General features: G+C 39.3%; 18 protein-coding genes. 11 read left to right on the forward strand and 7 right to left on the reverse strand.

Annotated elements, in window-relative coordinates; genetic code table 11:
- Position 1: 1 nt before the first annotated feature.
- A complete protein-coding gene (locus MED217_RS15940) occupies positions 2 to 715 on the reverse strand; it encodes a pyridoxine 5'-phosphate synthase (protein WP_040533756.1) in 714 nt (237 codons plus the stop codon).
- Between the two features lie 86 nt (positions 716 to 801).
- Here MED217_RS15940 and MED217_RS15945 point away from each other — a divergent pair, with 86 nt between their 5' ends.
- From MED217_RS15945 to murI, 8 genes are all read left to right on the forward strand, one after another.
- On the forward strand, positions 802 to 1,464 hold the full coding sequence (locus tag MED217_RS15945) for a CBS domain-containing protein (RefSeq protein WP_009781582.1): 663 nt from the start codon (positions 802 to 804) through the stop codon (positions 1,462 to 1,464).
- Between the two features lie 2 nt (positions 1,465 to 1,466).
- Positions 1,467 to 2,351: an NAD kinase gene (locus MED217_RS15950; protein ID WP_009781583.1), complete on the forward strand. Its 885-nt coding sequence runs from the start codon at positions 1,467 to 1,469 to the stop codon at positions 2,349 to 2,351.
- Between the two features lie 99 nt (positions 2,352 to 2,450).
- Complete coding sequence (gene porG, locus MED217_RS15955; protein ID WP_009781584.1) at positions 2,451 to 3,143, forward strand: type IX secretion system protein PorG; 693 nt, start codon at positions 2,451 to 2,453, stop codon at positions 3,141 to 3,143.
- 9 nt (positions 3,144 to 3,152) lie between these two features.
- On the forward strand, positions 3,153 to 3,893 hold the full coding sequence (locus MED217_RS18865; RefSeq protein ID WP_009781585.1) for an undecaprenyl pyrophosphate synthase: 741 nt from the start codon (positions 3,153 to 3,155) through the stop codon (positions 3,891 to 3,893).
- Positions 3,894 to 3,897: 4 nt separating this feature from the next.
- Positions 3,898 to 6,480 carry an outer membrane protein assembly factor BamA gene (bamA, locus tag MED217_RS15965; RefSeq protein ID WP_009781586.1) on the forward strand — a complete coding sequence of 861 codons (2,583 nt, stop codon included), beginning with the start codon at positions 3,898 to 3,900 and terminating at the stop codon, positions 6,478 to 6,480.
- 33 nt (positions 6,481 to 6,513) lie between these two features.
- The gene (locus MED217_RS15970) at positions 6,514 to 7,323 is read left to right on the forward strand and encodes an OmpH/Skp family outer membrane protein (protein ID WP_009781587.1); all 810 of its coding nucleotides are present in this window, start codon (positions 6,514 to 6,516) and stop codon (positions 7,321 to 7,323) included.
- Between the two features lie 67 nt (positions 7,324 to 7,390).
- A complete protein-coding gene (locus MED217_RS15975) occupies positions 7,391 to 7,903 on the forward strand; it encodes an OmpH/Skp family outer membrane protein (protein ID WP_009781588.1) in 513 nt (170 codons plus the stop codon).
- Positions 7,904 to 7,972: 69 nt separating this feature from the next.
- A complete protein-coding gene (gene murI, locus MED217_RS15980; RefSeq protein ID WP_009781589.1) occupies positions 7,973 to 8,764 on the forward strand; it encodes a glutamate racemase in 792 nt (263 codons plus the stop codon).
- Between the two features lie 2 nt (positions 8,765 to 8,766).
- Here the strand turns inward: murI and MED217_RS15985 are convergent, their stop codons facing one another.
- Entirely contained in the window at positions 8,767 to 9,759 is a 993-nt protein-coding gene (locus tag MED217_RS15985) for a PorP/SprF family type IX secretion system membrane protein (protein ID WP_088124390.1), read from the reverse strand.
- Between the two features lie 143 nt (positions 9,760 to 9,902).
- Here MED217_RS15985 and MED217_RS15990 point away from each other — a divergent pair, with 143 nt between their 5' ends.
- The 3 genes from MED217_RS15990 (at position 9,903) to MED217_RS16000 (ending at position 12,142) form a co-directional block, all read left to right on the forward strand.
- Positions 9,903 to 10,808 carry a NifU family protein gene (locus MED217_RS15990; protein WP_009781591.1) on the forward strand — a complete coding sequence of 302 codons (906 nt, stop codon included), beginning with the start codon at positions 9,903 to 9,905 and terminating at the stop codon, positions 10,806 to 10,808.
- Between the two features lie 85 nt (positions 10,809 to 10,893).
- On the forward strand, positions 10,894 to 11,094 hold the full coding sequence (locus tag MED217_RS15995; RefSeq protein ID WP_009781592.1) for a dodecin family protein: 201 nt from the start codon (positions 10,894 to 10,896) through the stop codon (positions 11,092 to 11,094).
- A 190-nt stretch (positions 11,095 to 11,284) separates the two neighbouring features.
- Positions 11,285 to 12,142, forward strand: coding sequence for a mechanosensitive ion channel family protein (locus MED217_RS16000; protein ID WP_009781593.1), 858 nt, complete (start codon positions 11,285 to 11,287; stop codon positions 12,140 to 12,142).
- Positions 12,143 to 12,146: 4 nt separating this feature from the next.
- Here MED217_RS16000 and tsaB read toward each other — a convergent pair whose 3' ends face one another.
- The 5 genes from tsaB to MED217_RS16025 form a co-directional block, all read right to left on the reverse strand.
- Positions 12,147 to 12,821 carry a tRNA (adenosine(37)-N6)-threonylcarbamoyltransferase complex dimerization subunit type 1 TsaB gene (tsaB, locus tag MED217_RS16005; RefSeq protein WP_009781594.1) on the reverse strand — a complete coding sequence of 225 codons (675 nt, stop codon included), beginning with the start codon at positions 12,819 to 12,821 and terminating at the stop codon, positions 12,147 to 12,149.
- Between the two features lie 3 nt (positions 12,822 to 12,824).
- Positions 12,825 to 14,084, reverse strand: a complete 1,260-nt coding sequence (locus MED217_RS16010) for an efflux RND transporter periplasmic adaptor subunit (protein WP_009781595.1) — start codon at positions 14,082 to 14,084, stop codon at positions 12,825 to 12,827.
- A gap of 35 nt (positions 14,085 to 14,119) precedes the next feature.
- Positions 14,120 to 15,445: a TolC family protein gene (locus tag MED217_RS16015; RefSeq protein ID WP_009781596.1), complete on the reverse strand. Its 1,326-nt coding sequence runs from the start codon at positions 15,443 to 15,445 to the stop codon at positions 14,120 to 14,122.
- A 66-nt stretch (positions 15,446 to 15,511) separates the two neighbouring features.
- Positions 15,512 to 16,663 (reverse strand): efflux RND transporter periplasmic adaptor subunit, encoded by a 1,152-nt coding sequence (locus tag MED217_RS16020; RefSeq protein WP_009781597.1) that lies wholly within the window; start codon positions 16,661 to 16,663, stop codon positions 15,512 to 15,514.
- A 31-nt stretch (positions 16,664 to 16,694) separates the two neighbouring features.
- A complete protein-coding gene (locus tag MED217_RS16025; protein WP_009781598.1) occupies positions 16,695 to 17,954 on the reverse strand; it encodes an ABC transporter permease in 1,260 nt (419 codons plus the stop codon).
- Positions 17,955 to 17,957: the final 3 nt, after the last annotated feature.

Raw genomic sequence — 17,957 nt, forward strand, 5'->3', positions numbered from 1 at the left:
ATTAAGATAAGGCTTCTAAATACGATTGAATGGTTTTCTCCAGGCCGTCATACAAGGCTTCTGCGATTAGCGCGTGACCTATAGAAACTTCTAACAACCCGGGAATACTATCAGCAAAAAACTTGATATTTTCTAGAGATAAGTCGTGTCCTGCATTAAGACCAAGGTCCAGGTCCTGCGCCAGTAAAGCAGCATCTACATAGGGTTTTACCGCATTAGGATGTCCCTCTTTAAAACCTTCGGCAAAAGCTTCGGTATACAATTCGATACGATCTGTACCTGTTTCCTTAGCTCCTTCGATCATTTCGGCAACCGGATCTACAAAGATTGAAGTGCGAATTCCGTGGGATTTAAATTCGGCTATGACCTCTTTTAAAAACAGTCTGTTCTTAATAGTATCCCATCCTGCATTTGAAGTAATTGCATCTACCGAATCTGGCACTAAAGTCACCTGATCTGGCTGCACCTCCAGCACGAGGTTGATGAACTTTTCTACAGGATTCCCTTCAATATTCAATTCGGTTTTAACCACACCTTTCAAGTCACGGGCATCTTGATAACGTATGTGTCGCTCATCTGGGCGCGGGTGAATCGTAATCCCTTGCGCACCAAACGATTCAATATCTTTTACTGTCTTAATTAAATCTGGAACATTACCGCCTCGAGCATTACGCAATGTTGCGATCTTATTAACATTTACACTTAATTTTGTCATCTCAATAATTGTAACTTTGCCTGCAAAAATACGAAGTAACACGGGCTAGCCCGCTACTTTTTTAATTAAATTGCATTAAAGAGGCTATGAAAATCACTGATTACATCATAAAAGACATCGACCCGCTCGACGAGCAATTACTGCTGGGAGACGCACAAGAGCTCTTTACGCAAACCACATATTCACACGTACCCATCTTGCGCGAAGATGTTTACGTAGGCTGTCTTAATGAAAATGACGTACACTGCCTGGATGCCAAAGAGGTCATCGCAGACAACAATCATATGTTTGAGGTATTTTTTGTGCGCACAGACACCAATTGGCTCAATGTTTTAGAAGCTTTTGCTCAGAACAACGCTAACTTGATGCCGGTTTTAGATGAAGACACGGCAGCTTATTTAGGATATTATGAGCTTGCTGATGTGATGACCTATTTTAACAGCACACCCTTTTTGAGTGAAAGCGGAAGCATTATTGTTATTGAACACGGCATTTATGATTACAGCTTTAGTGAGATCAGTCAGATTGTAGAATCTAATGACGGGAAAGTACTTGGGGCATTCATCTCTCAGATTAAGAATGAAGTGGCTCAAATTTCTATAAAAATAGGTTCAGACACGAGCTTCAACACCATACTTCAAGCATTTAGAAGATATGGCTATGTTGTGGTTTCTCAACATCAGGAAGACGCCTTCATAAAAGATTTGCGCGAGCGCTCGCAGTATTTAGACAAATACCTCAACATATAACTATGAAAGTAGGCATCTACGGTCAATTTTATCACAAAAATTCAGGACACTACGTTCAGCAATTGCTTGATCTACTCAATCAAAAAGACGTTGAGGTTATCATCGAAGAAAACTTTCTTAAACTCATTCACGATAATGAGGATATCAATAAGACCTATTCCCATTTTAGCACGTTTGAAGAGCTAGACAATACCTATGATTTATTTTTCAGTATTGGTGGGGACGGAACCATTTTACAAACCGTAACCTACGTACGTGATCTGGATATTCCCATCGTTGGAATAAACACAGGGCGTCTGGGCTTTTTAGCTACTGTGAACAAGGACAAACTGGTAAGCTCTGTAGAAGAAATTCTTAAGAACAATTACAGCATTACCGAACGCTCCCTCATAAGCATTAAAACTTCTGAAGGAGAGGAAACGTTTGGCGGACTCAATTTTGCTTTGAACGAAGTGACCGTCAGCCGAAAAAACTCTACTTCAATGATTTCGGTAGACACTGCACTTAATGGCGAGCGGCTTACCAATTACTGGGCAGACGGATTGATCATCTCTACCCCCACAGGTTCAACAGGATATTCTTTAAGTTGTGGCGGACCGGTTATTATGCCAAAAACCTCAAGCTTTATTTTAACACCCATTGCACCGCACAACCTTAATGCGCGACCTATTGTAGTTCCTGATTCAACTGAAATAAAACTCACTGTAAGTGGTCGTGAGGAAGATCATTTGGTTTCCTTAGATTCTAGAATCGCAACCCTACCGGTAGAAACCGAAATCACACTCACCAAAGCACCTTTCAATATTAAATTGGTTTTATTAGAAGAAGACACCTTTTTAACCACACTACGCAAAAAACTACTGTGGGGCGAAGACAAACGCAACTAGGCAATAAATCTGCAGCAATCTTGTTTATTCTGAAGATGCTTCATTCTTAATAATGAGCACCTAAACAATAATGTTATATTTGCAAACTTTTAGAAGCCTATGAAGTTTTTTTCTGTTTTTATGCTACTCCTATTTAGTGCAGCCACAGGCATAAGCCAGACTTATGAAGTAGGTGTCTATGCAGGCGGAAGCAATTTTATAGGTGATGTAGGAAATTCTAGCTATATCGCACCCAACGCTTTGGTTTTTGGCGGAATCGCAAAATGGAATCGCAGCCCACGGCACGCCTTTAGAGCGAGCATTCTCTATGCCAATCTAGATGCCTCAGACCTAGACAGTGACGATAGCAGAAGACAACAACGCGGCTACTCCTTCACAGGCTCATTAATTGAAGGGTCGGTGGGTATTGAATACAACTTTTGGGATTTTGACATGCATCAAAGTTTTGATAAGCCACACACCCCCTATTTATATACAGGATTTACTTACTTTTACCACGATTCTTTTGCCCTTGATCCGGCTGAAGATGCTCTAGTGCGTACAGACTCAGAGTGGGATATGTCCATCCCGATGGTTATTGGGTATAAAGTTTATGTAGGTAGCAGCATTGTGCTTGCTTTAGAACTTGGAGCACGTTATACATTTACCGATAATCTAGATGGAAATTACCCCGGGACCGAGGAATACAATTTTGCCAGTTTTGGTAATATCAATAATAAAGACTGGTATATGTTTTCAGGAATCACTGTAACTTATACCTTTGGCAGACAACCGTGCTATTGCGGTTTTTAATGAAGAATAATGGATTTTTTAGACGAAATAGATCAACATAAGCTCCCTAAGCATATTGCCGTTATTATGGACGGCAACGGTCGTTGGGCTAAAAACCAAGGACTTCTGCGTGTAAAAGGCCATAAAAAAGGCACAAAAGCCGTGCGCGAGACCATTGAAGCTTGCGCAGAGTTAGGTGTTCCTTTTGTGACGCTCTATGCCTTTTCTACAGAAAACTGGAACCGTCCTAAACTAGAGGTAGACACCCTAATGAACCTTTTGGTCTCTTCCTTAAAAAAAGAAATAAAAACACTTCAAGACAATAATATATCCTTATCGGCAATTGGCAGTCTTCAAAGCCTTCCTGAGAAAGCACAACGCGAACTCAAAGAGGTTATGGAAAAGACCAAGAACAATTCGCGCCTTCGACTCACCCTAGCCTTAAGCTACGGAGCACGAGAAGAGCTCGTAAAAACTATACAGGATATCAGTCTTAAAGTTAAAAAAAACTTAATTTCGCCACATTTAATAAATGAATCAGTCATTAAGGAGCATTTGTATACTCATGATATGCCTGATGTAGATTTACTTATTCGCACCAGCGGAGAGCAGCGAATAAGTAATTTTTTATTATGGCAAATCGCCTATGCAGAGTTATATTTCACTCCTGTATTATGGCCAGATTTTACAAGAAAACATCTGTACGAAGCAATTTATAATTATCAGAAAAGAGAACGACGATTTGGAAAGACGAGCGAGCAAATTAATTAAGCAGATGCCTAAATCAGCAGGCCTGTTCTTGGCCTTTTTATTAAACTGCCTAACTTTTACTACCGCAATTGCCCAAGATGATTTACCGGTTTCAAACGGTAAGCAATATACTATAGGTGAGATATCTGTAGTAGGTGCAAAACAGTATAATGAACAAACGGTTATCGCCTTTACACGTTTAAGAAGCGGAGAGCGCGTGTATTTACCGGGAGACCGCATTAGTAACGTAATCAAGCGTCTATGGGATCTTGATCTCTTTAGCGACATTAACCTTTATGCTACAATTAATGGTGATGTGGTTGACCTTAAATTTGAAATTGAGGAAGTACCTGAGTTAAACAAGGTAACCATCAATGGAATCAAAGAGAAGAAAGCTAAGGATATCATCAAAGATAACGACCTTAAAAAAGGCACTAAGGTAACCGAAAACCTGATCACTAAAACCAAGTTCTACATTGAGAACAAATACAAAGAGCAAGGTTATCTAAATTCGAAAGTAAGCATTATCACCAGACCAACTTCTGATACCACAGAGAATTCTAAAGTTGACATGCTGGTTAATGTAAACCTCAGTGATCGTGTTAAGATCGAAGATATTGAATTCATTGGCAACGAGCAGCTTTCTGACGGAAAACTGCGCAAAGCGATGAAAAATACCAAACGTAAAAACCTTATACGCTTCTGGAAACGCTCTAAGTATATCGCTGAAGATTTTGCTGAAGACAAAGTTTCTATCGTAGATAAATACAAAGAGCGTGGTTTTAGAGATGCGCGTATTGTCTCTGACACCTTACTTCATACCGGCGATGATTTAATCACCTTAAAACTAAGCGTTGAAGAGGGTGATAAGTACTATATAGGAGATATTGATTTCTTAGGAAACACAGTATACTCAGATCGTGAACTAGCACGTCAGTTAGGTCTTGAAAAAGGAGACGTGTACAACGGAGTTTTATTGAAAGAACGTATTTCTGCTGATGGAGATCCTAACGCAGAAGACCTTTCTAACCTATACAAAAACAGCGGTTACTTATTCTCTTCTATAAATCCGGTAGAAACCAATGTTGAAAATGATACTATCGATTTTGAAATACGCATTACCGAAGGTAAACTGGCCTATTTTGACCGTATCACGATCACAGGTAACGACAAGACTAAAGACCGTGTTATTTATCGAAACTTACGTACAAGACCGGGCCAACGCTACAGTCAAGCAGCCGTCTTACAAACAACGCGTGAATTAGGACAAACAGGATTTTTTGATCCAGAACAACTTAACCCACAATTCCTAAATGCAAATCCGTATGATGGTACAATTGACATCAACTATGCATTAGTTGAACAAGGTGCCAGCCAGATCGAACTACAAGGTGGTTACGGTGGTGGTGGCTTTGTAGGAACACTCGGGCTTTCGTTCAACAACTTTTCTATTCAGAATTTATTTAACAAGGATGCTTATCAACCGCTACCTATGGGTGATGGTCAAAAGTTTAGCTTAAGAGCACAAGCAAGTACGTTTTATCAAACCTATAGTGCTTCACTTACAGAGCCTTGGTTAGGCGGTAAAAAGCCTGTGCAATTACAAATGAGCTTCTCTCATAGTGTTCAGTATTTATACAACTATGGAACGCGTGGTGCAGATGTTGATCGAGATCGCCGCTTCTTAATTACCGGTGGGTCGCTAGGATTAGCTAAACGTCTTGAGGTACCAGATAACTATTTTACGATCTCACACGCCATAAGCTTTCAGCATTTTGATTTGAAGAATTACAACGTAGGTCTATTTACCTTTGGTAATGGTTCTTCAGAAAACTTAGCCTATACCATTGGTATTTCACGTAATGAAGGTGACGTTAACCCTATTTTCCCGAGAACCGGTTCAAAATTCAGCCTTACTGCTAAGCTAACTCCGCCATATTCTTTATGGAATGGCACCGATTACAAAGAATTAGCAGACGATCGTGCAGCAGCTGTAGAAAACGGAAACAATGATCGCATCGCAGAAATCGATCAAGAGCGCTTCAACTGGTTAGAGTATTACAAAGTTAAGTTTGAAGGACAATGGTTTACTTCACTTGTAGGTAAATTGGTATTAAGCTCTAAAGTTAATTTTGGTTTCTTGGGCGCTTATAATAACGATCGTGGTATTCCTCCATTTGACAGGTTCTTCTTAGGTGGTGATGGTCTAGGAGGTTATGCTTTAGATGGTCGTGAGGTTATTCGATTAAGAGGTTATCCTAACCAATCGGTTGTTCCTTTAGATCGTGATGAAGCAAGTACTTTAAACGGAAACACAGGTGCAACGATTTTTAATAAATTTGAATTTGAGTTGAGATATCCTATCACCTTAAAACCATCAGCATCTATTTATGCATTGATGTTTGCCGAGGCAGGATCATCATTTGACAATTTTAGAGATTATAATCCGTTCTTAATGAACAGATCAGCCGGAGCCGGTGTACGTATCTATATGCCAGCATTTGGTTTATTAGGTATCGACTTTGGTTACGGGTTTGATCCTATTCCTGGTACCGTTGGAGGTCCTAACGGCTGGGAAACACACTTTATAATTGGACAACAATTTTAATTTGGCACGATATTTTCTAATATCCTAATGCGTATGAAAACCAACGTTATTTTTCTTAGTATCGCCCTCTTGATTTTTGGGCTTACCGCAGAAGCACAACGTAGTATTCGTATAGGGTATGTAGATATGAATTATATCTTAGAAAATGTTCCCGAATATCAAGAAGCGCAAGCGCAGTTAGACAACCGCGTGGCGCAATGGAAAAACGAGATAGAGAAAAGGAACAAAGAGATCGCACAGATGAGAAAAACTCTAGATAATGAGCGCGTGCTGCTCACTCAAGAGTTGATAGAAGAGCGAGAAGATGAGATAAAGTTTGTTGAAAATGAAGTTTTAGAATATCAACAAAAGCGTTTTGGACCTAATGGAGATTTGATGAAGCAGCGCAGCATTTTAGTTGAGCCTATTCAAGATCAGGTATTTAATGCGGTTCAAGAGATTGCAGAAGCAAGACAATATGACTTTGTGTTAGACAAATCTTCAGACCTTGTAATGCTTTATGCTAATAAAAGACACGATATTAGCGATCAGATTTTATTGAGCATTAAGCGTTCTGCAAAACGTACACAAGTAAATTCTAGAGCTGATAAAGAAGAATTGAAAAGAGATGAAGCCTTAACTTTAGATCAAGTTAACGAGCGTGAAGAACGCGAGGCAGAGGCTCAAGCACAACAAAGCGAGCGTGAACGTATCATCGCAGAGCGTAAAGCAACTCGGGATTCGATTCAAGCAGCGCGTAAAGCAGAATATGAAGCACGCAGACAAAAGCTTTTAGAAGATCGTCAACGCAGAAGAGATTCGATCTTAGAGGCTAGAAAAAAAGTAAAAGATTCTATAAATTAAACCTTGCCAACAGGTCATAATTGGCAGCAGTAAAACTTAAATAATTATAACACTTAATATTACTAAAATGAAACACGTTAAAACCCTAGTTGTAGCCTTAGCTTTAATATTAGGAACAACAGGATTTGTTCAGGCTCAAGATTCTAAAGTAGCACATATTGCCACTCAAGAATTGTTAACTTCTATGCCAGAATATAAGCAGGCTCAAGCTGATTTAGAGAAACTACAAAACTCTTATGATGCTGAGATGAACACTATGGCAAATGAGCTTAAAAAGACTATGGAGCGTTATGGTAATGAGGCTCAAAGTCAAACTGACGAAACAAATCTTCAACGCCAGGCTGAAGTAGAGCAAACTCGTAATAAAATTATGGAGTATCGTCAAAATGCGCTTAGAGACTTACAAAAGAAAGAATCTGAAGCATTACAGCCTATTGTAGAAAAAGCACGTACAGCGATTCAAAAAGTTGCTAGAGCAAAAGGATATAAATATGTTCTTGACAGCACTACCGGTACTGGTCTTATTTTAGCTGACGGTTACGATCTAATGGCTGACGTTAAAAAAGAATTAGGCATCTAATCCTTTAAATGTCTCACAAATTTTTAAAAGCCCTTCTGTTGATTCAGAAGGGCTTTTTATATTTGAGCCATGCAAAACAAACGACCTATTGGTGTATTTGATAGCGGTGTTGGTGGCACTTCGATCTGGAAAGAAATCGTAGCGAAACTTCCTTATGAAGACAGCATCTATCTCGCAGACATTAAGAATGCACCCTACGGTGAACGTTCTAAGGAGGAGATCATCGCGCTTTCAGTAAAAAACACTGAATATCTTATAGATCAAGGTTGTAAAATCATTGTCGTAGCCTGTAACACTGCTACTACAAACGCTATCGATGTGCTACGTGCCAATTATGACATCCCGTTTATTGGGATTGAACCTGCAATAAAACCTGCAGCTTTAGCCTCAAAAACAAAAGCCATTGGCATACTTGCTACAAAAGGAACATTAAGCAGTGCTTTATTTGCCCGTACTTCTAGTTTATATACTAGCGAACTCAACGTTGTAGAAGTCATAGGAAAAGGCCTCGTTGAGCTTATAGAAGCCGGAAAACTACATACTGAAAAACTCTTCAATCTATTGAAGAGCTATATAGAACCGATGCTTGCACAAAATATAGACTATCTTGTTTTGGGCTGTAGCCATTACCCGTATCTTATTCCGGTCTTAAAAAAAATACTTCCAGAACACATTCAAATCATTGACAGCGGCCAGGCTGTAGCAAAGCAAACCGAACGCGTTTTAGGAGCAAACCAACTTTTGAGCCAGGTTGACCAATTTGGTAAGCACAAGCTTTACAGCAATGCATCTATTGAAATTTTAGAAGCACTTACTAAAGAGCTTCAAGTGGAGAAAGAAGTAAAATATCTAGCTTTTTAAGTTTATTGATTCACCGCCGGACAGTTGCATTCGTAAGGTTCGCGACGCACACCAAAATCATAACCTAACGTGATTTGATGGAAACCATTTGCGAGAACAATATCGTTGCGCTGATAGGTATAGGTATAGCCAACTAAAAACCGCTTATAAGTCACCCCTAAAAATGGCGTGATGTATTGTGATTTTTGACTTTCAACACTTCCATCGCTATTGAGGTACTGGGCACCGTCCAGATTTCTACGGTAGGAAAGACCTCCCCAGAGTTTACCCCAATCAAACTTACGATACACTTTTCCGTTAATATCTATGGATACTTCTTGGGTTTCATCAGTCGCTTGAAACATCACAGAAGGTTCGTAACTCCAAGGGCTATTCAGTTTACTAAAAACATATCCGGCAGAAGCCAGATACCTACGCTGGTTTGTAGATTCGAGCGCCGTAAACATGGCTCTACTGCGCGGTAAAACATTTTTAACGGTAGCATGTGCCCAAAAATCAAGAAAGTAATACGACATCCCAATATCTACATTAAAGTAATTATCGGTTTGACTGCCACCACTAATGATGGGATCAAAATCGGTAAGATCAAAACTACTCTCGTCTAAGGTATTTTGCATCACTCCAACACTTACTCCAAAAGAAAGCTGATTGAGGTCAACATAGTTACGTGACAAAAGCAAATGATAAGCAAAAGTACCGTATACTCCGCGCTGAGAAAAATTTCCATTTTCATCAGAAAAAAGCTGCATTCCTAAACCTACCTTCTCGCCTACACGCCCGTTAATTGCAGCGGTATAAAGATTAGGCGCATCTTCAACATCAAACCATTGTTGACGCCCTGTAAGTCGTATTTGATTAGCATTTGCAGCACCTGCCATAGAGGGGTGAAGCAAATAAAGATTTTCTGTTAGGTAATCCCAATATACCGGTATGCCTTCTTGCGCCTTACCGTAAAAACCACACAATAAGCAAATTAAGAATAGAACTTTTTTCAAAATAACCTTGGGCTGTTTAATGCTTAAATTTTATTTGTGTTAACCCTGTAAATCTAAATAAATAATATAAGGAGTTGGCATGATACACGACTAAAAAAAGAGTCACGACTTATAAATTAGCTAAATTTGCACAAAATTGAATCATGAGCACTTTTAATATAACCATAGAACCTACATCAAATCCTGCGATAAAGAAATTCCAGGCAAATTCGTTTCTTGTTGATCACAACAGTTATGAATTTAAAAACATTGATGAAGCCAAAAATTCGCCACTGGCGCAACAACTTTTTTACCTTCCATTCGTAAAAACGGTTTATATCTCACAAAATTTTATTGCGATTGAAAAATTCAATATCGTAGAATGGATCGACATTCAAGATGAGCTTTCTGCGCAAATTGAAAACTTTTTAAATGACAACGGGGTTGTTATTATTGAAGATGCAACTTCAGTCAAAAAAGTTCCTGTAACGGTCTATGCCGAAAGCACACCGAATCCTGCGGTTTTAAAGTTTGTAACCAATAAGAAAATCGTTACTGAAACTTTAGAATTCAAAAACATTGACGAGGCTAAAAACGCACCACTTGCGCTTGCACTGTTTCATTTTCCTTTTGTAAAGGAAGTGTTTATGGATTCTAACTACGTGAGTGTTCAAAAATATGATGTTGCTGAATGGGACGACGTTTTTCAAGAAGTGCGTGAGTTTATCAAAACCTATATTGAAGAAGGAAAAGAGATCATTTCTGAAAACTTCAAAAAAACACCACAAGCTGTTGAAGAGCAAAAAGAAGTAGAATTTGAAGCGATGGACGACACGTCAAAAGAAATCGCAAACATTATTGAAGAATATGTAAAGCCTGCTGTAGCTAGTGATGGCGGTAATATTCTTTTTAAACATTATGATCCCGAATCAAAAAATGTGAAAGTTATTTTACAAGGCGCTTGCAGCGGATGCCCTTCTTCAACTTTTACCCTAAAAAACGGAATCGAGAATATGCTTAAAGAAATGCTACGCGGAAAAATCAACAGCGTAGAAGCCATAAACGGTTAACACATTAACAACAAATTGATTTTTAAAACCGTCTAAATTATCGTATCTTCAAATTTCGACTTAGAAATTAACTAAACTAATAATTATGGCAGTTTTAAAAGTAATCGAAGTATTGGCAAGCTCAAACAAAAGTTGGGAACAAGCCACAGCAAATGCTGTAAAGGAAGCTTCAAAAACAATAAAAAATATTCGTTCGGTATATGTAAATGAGCAAAGTGCTGTAGTTACAGGCGATACCGTTTCAGAATTTAGAGTGAATGTAAAAATCACTTTTGAAGTAAAATAATTGGCACTCATATAGCCTTTGAAAATCCCGCAGTAGCGGGATTTTTTATTTCACACTAATATCGAATAATTATTAAAAATAGATTTCGCATCCCAAGTATTAAGGCTTTAACAATTAACGATATTTAAACATTCGGTTTTTTTATTTACGCTCATTATCTGTGACCTTTGCATAAACTAAAAGATTTTATATGGATTTTGACATTACCCAATGGGAAGACTACGCCAATAAATTTGGTACAAAAATTATAGATTTTATACCAAGTCTGATAGGTGCTATTTTAACACTACTTATCGGTTTTTACATCATCAAACTCATCAACCGTCTGGTAAAGAAGTTTTTTGACAAAAAGGATTATGATGTAACTCTTGAGAAATTCATTGCAGATTTGATCAATTGGACTTTAAAAATACTACTCTTTGTTTTGGTTGTCACACAACTTGGTGTTGAGTCTGCATCGCTCGTTGCTGTAATTGGTGCCGCAGGTTTAGCTATTGGTCTGGCACTTCAAGGTTCTTTATCAAACTTTGCAGGAGGTGTTTTAATTCTTTTATTGCGTCCGTTTAAAGTAGGCGATTGGATCTCTGCTCAAGGTGTTGACGGTTCTGTAAAGGAAATCTCGATTTTTAATACGCGTCTCATCACCTTCGGAAATCAGGAAGCTGTAATCCCTAATGGAAAACTTTCTAACGATAATATCATCAACTACTCTTCATTAGGCGTAAGAAGAAACGCGCAAACCTGGGGAATCTCTTATGATAGTGATATCAAATTGGCTAAAGATATTTTACTAGAACTCGTAAATGAACAAGAGACTGTACTTCACGATCCACACCCAGAACCGATGATCGTTGTTACAGAACTTGCAGATAGTTCTGTAAATATGTCGTTACGTTTCTGGGCAACTAATGATGATTACTGGGCATTACACTGGTATATTCTTGAAGAAGGTAAAAGACGTCTTGAAGATAAAGGTATTGTTATCCCATTTCCACAACGCGATGTACACGTGTTTAATGAAAGTGGAGCTACTTTTTCTGGGAAATAAGGCGTTACTTTTTAGACTTTGTCACCACGAAGTCTTTCAAATAAAAAGGTTCAAAATAAGCGACATCTTCGGTGTCGCTTATTTTATATTTAGCCTCAGCCAAAAATGCCATTTCGCGAGCTGAAGGCAAAGCTTCAGTATTAAAATGCGCGTGTTTGTGTTTTAGAATAGGTTGTAGCTTTTCGGCGCCATTTCCTATGAATAAGCAGTTCCCGTCAGCTAATTGTTCTTTAAAAGAATCTTCTTCTATAATTTGCGCTTCAATACCGCGTTTCTCTTCAAATTCTGAATTAAAAATCGCGCTATAGACTTCCATTCTACGCGCATCAAGCACCGGGATGATCGTTTTGATATCAGTTATCTCTGCCTGCATAGCGAGAGCCTCAAGTGTGTTTGTAGCAATAAGCGGAATATCTAACGCAAAGCATAGTCCTTTTGCACTACTCACGCCAATGCGCAAACCCGTATATGATCCCGGACCTTTGCTCACTGCAACCGCATCTAGATCATTTTTGGACAGTTTTGCTTCTTTTAAAACTGAATCAATATAGTCGTGTAAGCGTTCTGCGTGACTATAATTAAGTCCCATATCTTCTTTGAGCGCCAGAACTTCCCCATCACGGGAAAGCGCTACGGAACAATTGGTAGTTGTAGTTTCTAAGCAAAGTATTAAGGCCATAATCTAGTCTTCTTCTGAAGGACCAAATTTAGCATCTTTTTGCACCTCTACCATATCACCGTCTTTAAGTATTTTAGTCACGGTATTGTAAGGACCTGTAATCACCTCATCTCCTACTTCTAGACCTTCTGAGACTACGATATTTGAATCGTCTTGAATTCCTGTTTTAATACGCTTTAAAGCAGCTTTATCACCGCTTTTAACAAACACAGCCTCATATTGCGTTTCTCCAAAACCTACTGATGCGGTGTCATTTTTTATAACAATTGCGCTAATAGGTACCGAAATCGCCTCATTTGCTCTGTTGGTGATAATATCAACAGTTGCAGTCATTCCCGGTCTGAATGGTGAATAGGCTTCAGGCTTACCTTCGGTTAGATCTTTATACGACTCTTCAAGAATGCGCACTTTCACTTTAAAGTTGGTCACCTGATCTGCCGTAAGATTACTTTCCGCAGAATTTGCTATTTCGGTTACTTCCCCTCTAAAACGTTTCTTAAGATAAGCGTCTACTTCAACACGTGTAGAATCGCCGATGTTGATCTTCACAATGTCATTCTCATTAACATCAACCTCAACTTCCATATTTCCAAGATCGGCCACACGCATCATTTCGGTACCGGCCATTTGTTGTGTTCCCACAACACGCTCACCTAACTCTACATCTAGCTTAGAAATGGTGCCGCTAATTGGCGCATAAATACTTGTTCTCGATAGATTATCGCGGGACTGATTTACATTTGCCGCTGCACTTTGTACATTGTAATAAGCAGATTTTACATTGGCTTGAGCGATCTCATAGTCAGAGATAGACTGATCCCACTCAGATCGTGAAATCACTCCTTTTTCAAAGAGTTTTTGATTACGCTCATAATTGGCCTTTGCCACTTTAAGAGCCGCTTCTGACTGCGCCTGATTTGCCTTTACATTTTGCAACGATGCTTGTGCCTGTGTGAGCGCAGACTGAATTAAATCTGGATTGATACGAACTAAAAGATCTCCTTTTTCAACTTGCTGGCCTTCAACAACAGGTAATTCTATGATCTCTCCTGAAACTTCAGAAGAAATCTTAACCTCTGTTTCCGGTTGAATTTTTCCGGTAGCGGCTACCGTTTCAACAACAGTTGCCAGAGCGATCTCTTGCGTTTCTACAGGTTTAAACTCACCTGTTTTACCAAACCAACCGGCTTTCTTTCCACCAATTAACGCAGCGATTAGGACTACTGCTGCAACAAGAATAATTATAAGGGTCTTTCTATTCATCTTTTTATTATTAAAAAGAAACTACTCGTTATGCTCTAGAATTTTAACTCTTCTACAGGAACTCCAAAGTATAACTCGAGTACTTTCAGCTTAAATATATAATCATATTTTGCGCGGTTTAAATCTATTTGCGCATTGTCGTAACGTTGTTTTGCCTGACTGAAATTAAAGGCATTGATAAGCCCAACTTCGTAACGGTCTTGAGAATAAGAGAATGCCAGCTCTTGCGATTCTACAGCAGTTTGTGCAGCCTCATACGCTTTAAGCGCTCCTTGAGCATCTAAATACGCCTGATACACATTAGACTCCAGATCTAATTGTGCTTGCTCCAAATTTATTGCAGCACGGTCTGCCGCGATCTTACTGCGACGAATGTTATTTTTAGTCTGAAATCCATTAAGGATAGGAACATTTAAACGCAGGCCGTAAGAGATACCGTCGTTAAGGTATAACTGCTCTTGAAATGTGTTTGTAATATCTTGCTCTGAATAACGCGTGCTATACCCAAAAAATGCTGAAAGTGTAGGCCAACTCGCTCCTTTTGCAATTTGAACATCTTTTTCTGCCAAGGCTAAATTGTTCTCTGCGATTTTCACCTCGTAGCGCTCCTCTTTAGCCGCATCAGTGATTTCTGCAGGCGATTTGAGCAACACCTCTTCACCATAGATCTGGTAATCACCATCTGCAATATCAAAATTCTTATAATCTCTTATGAGCAGAGTTTGTGCTAAACTGATCAAAGAAATCTGAACCGCATTTTCTGCCGCTACAATATTTTGAACTTCGTTAGCATTTTGCGCCTGTACTTCGAGTAAATCCCCCCTTGGAGAAACACCTCCTTCAACAAGATCTTTGGTTTGTTGAAGTTGCTGCTGCGTCACTTCGTTTTGAGATCGCAACACATTTAAATTCTCTTTGTTCAGGATAACTTGAAGATATCCGTTAGCCACGTTAAGCGCGATATCGTCTTCTAATTTTTCATAGCCATATTGCGCCGAAAGTGCCGTAAGCTTTGCACGTTGCAATTGCTTAAAATTACGCAAGCCGTCAAAAAGATTATAGGAAGTATTGATCCCACCACTAGCAGATAAGAACTGTGTGGTTGTCGCTAAGTTACTTGTAGGATCAAAGTTAAGACCGGTGTTTTCTGATATCGAAGCATTGGCATTAAGTGTAGGTAAAAAATTCCCTTCGGCATCAGATTTATCTAAAGCCGCAGCTGCCACATCCAATTGCGCCTGACGCACTTGAATATTTTCATCTAACGCGCGCTGAATACATTCTTGCAGCGTCCATTTTTTCTGAGCAAAACCAGAGGCTGCCGAAAAAACTAAAATAAAAAAGAGTATTGCGTTTCTCATGATTTAAATTCTGTATGATATGTAGTACTTAACAATAAAGTGTTACACAATAGGTTTTATTATTTCTTAAAAAGTTTGTGCAGGCTTTACTGCATTCCATACTTTGATCTTTTCATTTTCTGAAATTCCATCTAGGATTTCTACATAAATACCATCGCTTACACCAAGCTTTACGGCTCTTCTCTCAAACTCCTGGTCTCCCGTTTCTACCTCAACAAATGGTTCTTGCGTTTTTGAATCATACTGAACCAAAGCTTCCTTAATAGCAAGCACGTCATCTGCTCGTTCTAGAATAATCGATGCATTGGCACTTAAACCGGCACGAATGAAGGTAGAATCTTTTTTGGCCAAAGTTCCCTTAATCTCAAATTGAATGGCTCCATTTTCTGCAACGCCTTTTGGCGCAATATAATCTAAGGTTGCATCAAACTTTTTATTTTCAATAGCCCCAACCGTAATCTCTAACGGAAGGTCTTCTTTAATTTTACCTACTTCGCTCTCATCTACTTTTCCTTCAAAGATCATATCATTAACATTAGCCAAAGAAGCGATCGTCGTCCCGTCGTTAAAATTATTAGATTCAATAACCTGGTTACCTTCTTTTACAGGAACTTCCAGCACCATCCCGGTAATCGTTGCGCGTACTGAAGTTGTCGCATTATTCCCCAATCCAGTTGTGGTACCCGTTTTTACGATATCATAGTTTTGCTGCGCACTAGACAAACTCACTTGTTGTTGCTTAAAATTTTGCACCGCCTGATTATACTCACGCTGACTGTTATCAAAATCATTGGCACTCACAACACCTTTATCAAAAAGTGCTTTCTGTCTTTGATAAATACTTTCTTGATTTTCAAGCGTTAACTTTGCGGTCTCCAAGTTGGTTCTAGCCGTTTGAATGTTATTACGTGCACTCACGAGCGAAGAAGCATTAGGAACAACTTCGATCTGCGCAAGCAAATCCCCGGCTTCTACAAACGCGCCGGCTTCTACAAGAATCTCTTTGATAATTCCTGAAATATTAGGCTTGATAAGCACCTCTTCCCGCGGAACAATACTTCCTGTAGCAACCGTTTTTTTAACAATGGTTTGTTTAGAAGGGGTTTCGGTGGTGTACACCACAGGGTCCTCCTGATTTTTCTGATATAAATAATAGAGTGATCCTATAAAAACGATAGCGATAACCGCCAGGATAACAATAGTAACCGATTTTTTCATGAGTTAATGATTCGTTTTGTTGATGAAATTTTTATTCGGTGCGCAAGGCATCAATAGGTTTAACTTTAATAGCATTTTGAGCCGGAATAAAACCAGCAAGTAATCCGGAAAAAATAAGAATGAAAAGCGCTGTGATCACTGTTCCCAGATCAACGCTTGGATTGGCAAACATCTCAACCGGACCATTAGCGTCGAGTATCGCGTTAAGCACATAAATAAGCGCTGCGCCTAGAGAGATCCCTACCATCCCGGAAATTATAGTAAGAAAAACAGACTCCATAAGAATTTGACCCCGTATAGACCAAGGGCTCGCACCCAATGCTCTGCGTATGCCTATTTCTTTGGTGCGCTCTTTTACGACAATAAGCATGATATTGCTTATCCCGATAATCCCTGAAAGAAGCACTAGGATCCCTACAAAATAGGCGACTACTTTAAGCGCGATAAACAGTCCGTCTACTTTTTGATATTGCTCATAAAGGTCAAAATTACCAATAGCACGATCGTCTTCGGGATGAATCGTATGTCTTGTTTTTATAATGTCAAAAACTTCAGACTTGAGCGCGGTGATCGAGTAACCATCTTTAGCGGTGACTGCCATCCAGCCAACTCGATTTCCCATATTGAAAGCCTGGGAGAACGCAGTAAAAGGCACATAAATCTCCTTTTGATTTTCTTCGGAATCGCCTTCGCTGGCAACTTTGGCATACGTACCCACAAGCATAAAATTGACTCCGTTAATTTTGATGTACGTACCAATGGCCTCTTCGCCATTTTCATATAAAGCGTTACGCACGCCTTCGCCTATAATCGCCACTTTACGCTTCTCCTGAATATCTCCATAATTCATAAAGCGACCAGAAGTAATATTCATAGGTTGCTGCTCGATAAATTCAGGATAGTCGCCATAAACATTAAAGGCTCCTGAGTTGAGGCCACGCACAACATTATTCGCTCCGCCAAAACCACCCAATTGATTGCGGGGTGACACAAAGCGCAGTTCTGGTATATTTTGCTTTATTGCCGCCACGTCATCAAGATCATAATTAAATCTTCGACCTTTAGGTAAACCTTTATAAGGTTTCGATATGCCTTGCGTCCACATAAACATCGTGTTGGTTGCAATGCCTCCAAAATCTTTCTTTACACCATTCTCAAGCCCTTTTCCGGCAGCAAGAAGCACCACAAGGATAAAGATTCCCCAAAGCACTCCAAATGCCGTAAGCGCAGTCCTAAACCAGTTTCGGCTTAGCGCTTCTATAATTTCATCCCAGCGATCTTTACTAAACATAAT

This window comes from Leeuwenhoekiella blandensis MED217, from assembly GCF_000152985.1.
In the GTDB taxonomy this organism is placed as follows: domain Bacteria; phylum Bacteroidota; class Bacteroidia; order Flavobacteriales; family Flavobacteriaceae; genus Leeuwenhoekiella; species Leeuwenhoekiella blandensis.

Coding starts and splice junctions, on each gene's coding strand:
- MED217_RS15940 (WP_040533756.1), bottom strand. CDS start 715: ATGACAAAATTAAGTGTAAATGTTAATAAGATCGCAACATTGCGTAAT.
- MED217_RS15945 (WP_009781582.1), top strand. CDS start 802: ATGAAAATCACTGATTACATCATAAAAGACATCGACCCGCTCGACGAG.
- MED217_RS15950 (WP_009781583.1), top strand. CDS start 1,467: ATGAAAGTAGGCATCTACGGTCAATTTTATCACAAAAATTCAGGACAC.
- porG (WP_009781584.1), top strand. CDS start 2,451: ATGAAGTTTTTTTCTGTTTTTATGCTACTCCTATTTAGTGCAGCCACA.
- MED217_RS18865 (WP_009781585.1), top strand. CDS start 3,153: ATGGATTTTTTAGACGAAATAGATCAACATAAGCTCCCTAAGCATATT.
- bamA (WP_009781586.1), top strand. CDS start 3,898: ATGCCTAAATCAGCAGGCCTGTTCTTGGCCTTTTTATTAAACTGCCTA.
- MED217_RS15970 (WP_009781587.1), top strand. CDS start 6,514: ATGAAAACCAACGTTATTTTTCTTAGTATCGCCCTCTTGATTTTTGGG.
- MED217_RS15975 (WP_009781588.1), top strand. CDS start 7,391: ATGAAACACGTTAAAACCCTAGTTGTAGCCTTAGCTTTAATATTAGGA.
- murI (WP_009781589.1), top strand. CDS start 7,973: ATGCAAAACAAACGACCTATTGGTGTATTTGATAGCGGTGTTGGTGGC.
- MED217_RS15990 (WP_009781591.1), top strand. CDS start 9,903: ATGAGCACTTTTAATATAACCATAGAACCTACATCAAATCCTGCGATA.
- MED217_RS15995 (WP_009781592.1), top strand. CDS start 10,894: ATGGCAGTTTTAAAAGTAATCGAAGTATTGGCAAGCTCAAACAAAAGT.
- MED217_RS16000 (WP_009781593.1), top strand. CDS start 11,285: ATGGATTTTGACATTACCCAATGGGAAGACTACGCCAATAAATTTGGT.
- tsaB (WP_009781594.1), bottom strand. CDS start 12,821: ATGGCCTTAATACTTTGCTTAGAAACTACAACTACCAATTGTTCCGTA.
- MED217_RS16010 (WP_009781595.1), bottom strand. CDS start 14,084: ATGAATAGAAAGACCCTTATAATTATTCTTGTTGCAGCAGTAGTCCTA.
- MED217_RS16015 (WP_009781596.1), bottom strand. CDS start 15,445: ATGAGAAACGCAATACTCTTTTTTATTTTAGTTTTTTCGGCAGCCTCT.
- MED217_RS16020 (WP_009781597.1), bottom strand. CDS start 16,663: ATGAAAAAATCGGTTACTATTGTTATCCTGGCGGTTATCGCTATCGTT.
- MED217_RS16025 (WP_009781598.1), bottom strand. CDS start 17,954: ATGTTTAGTAAAGATCGCTGGGATGAAATTATAGAAGCGCTAAGCCGA.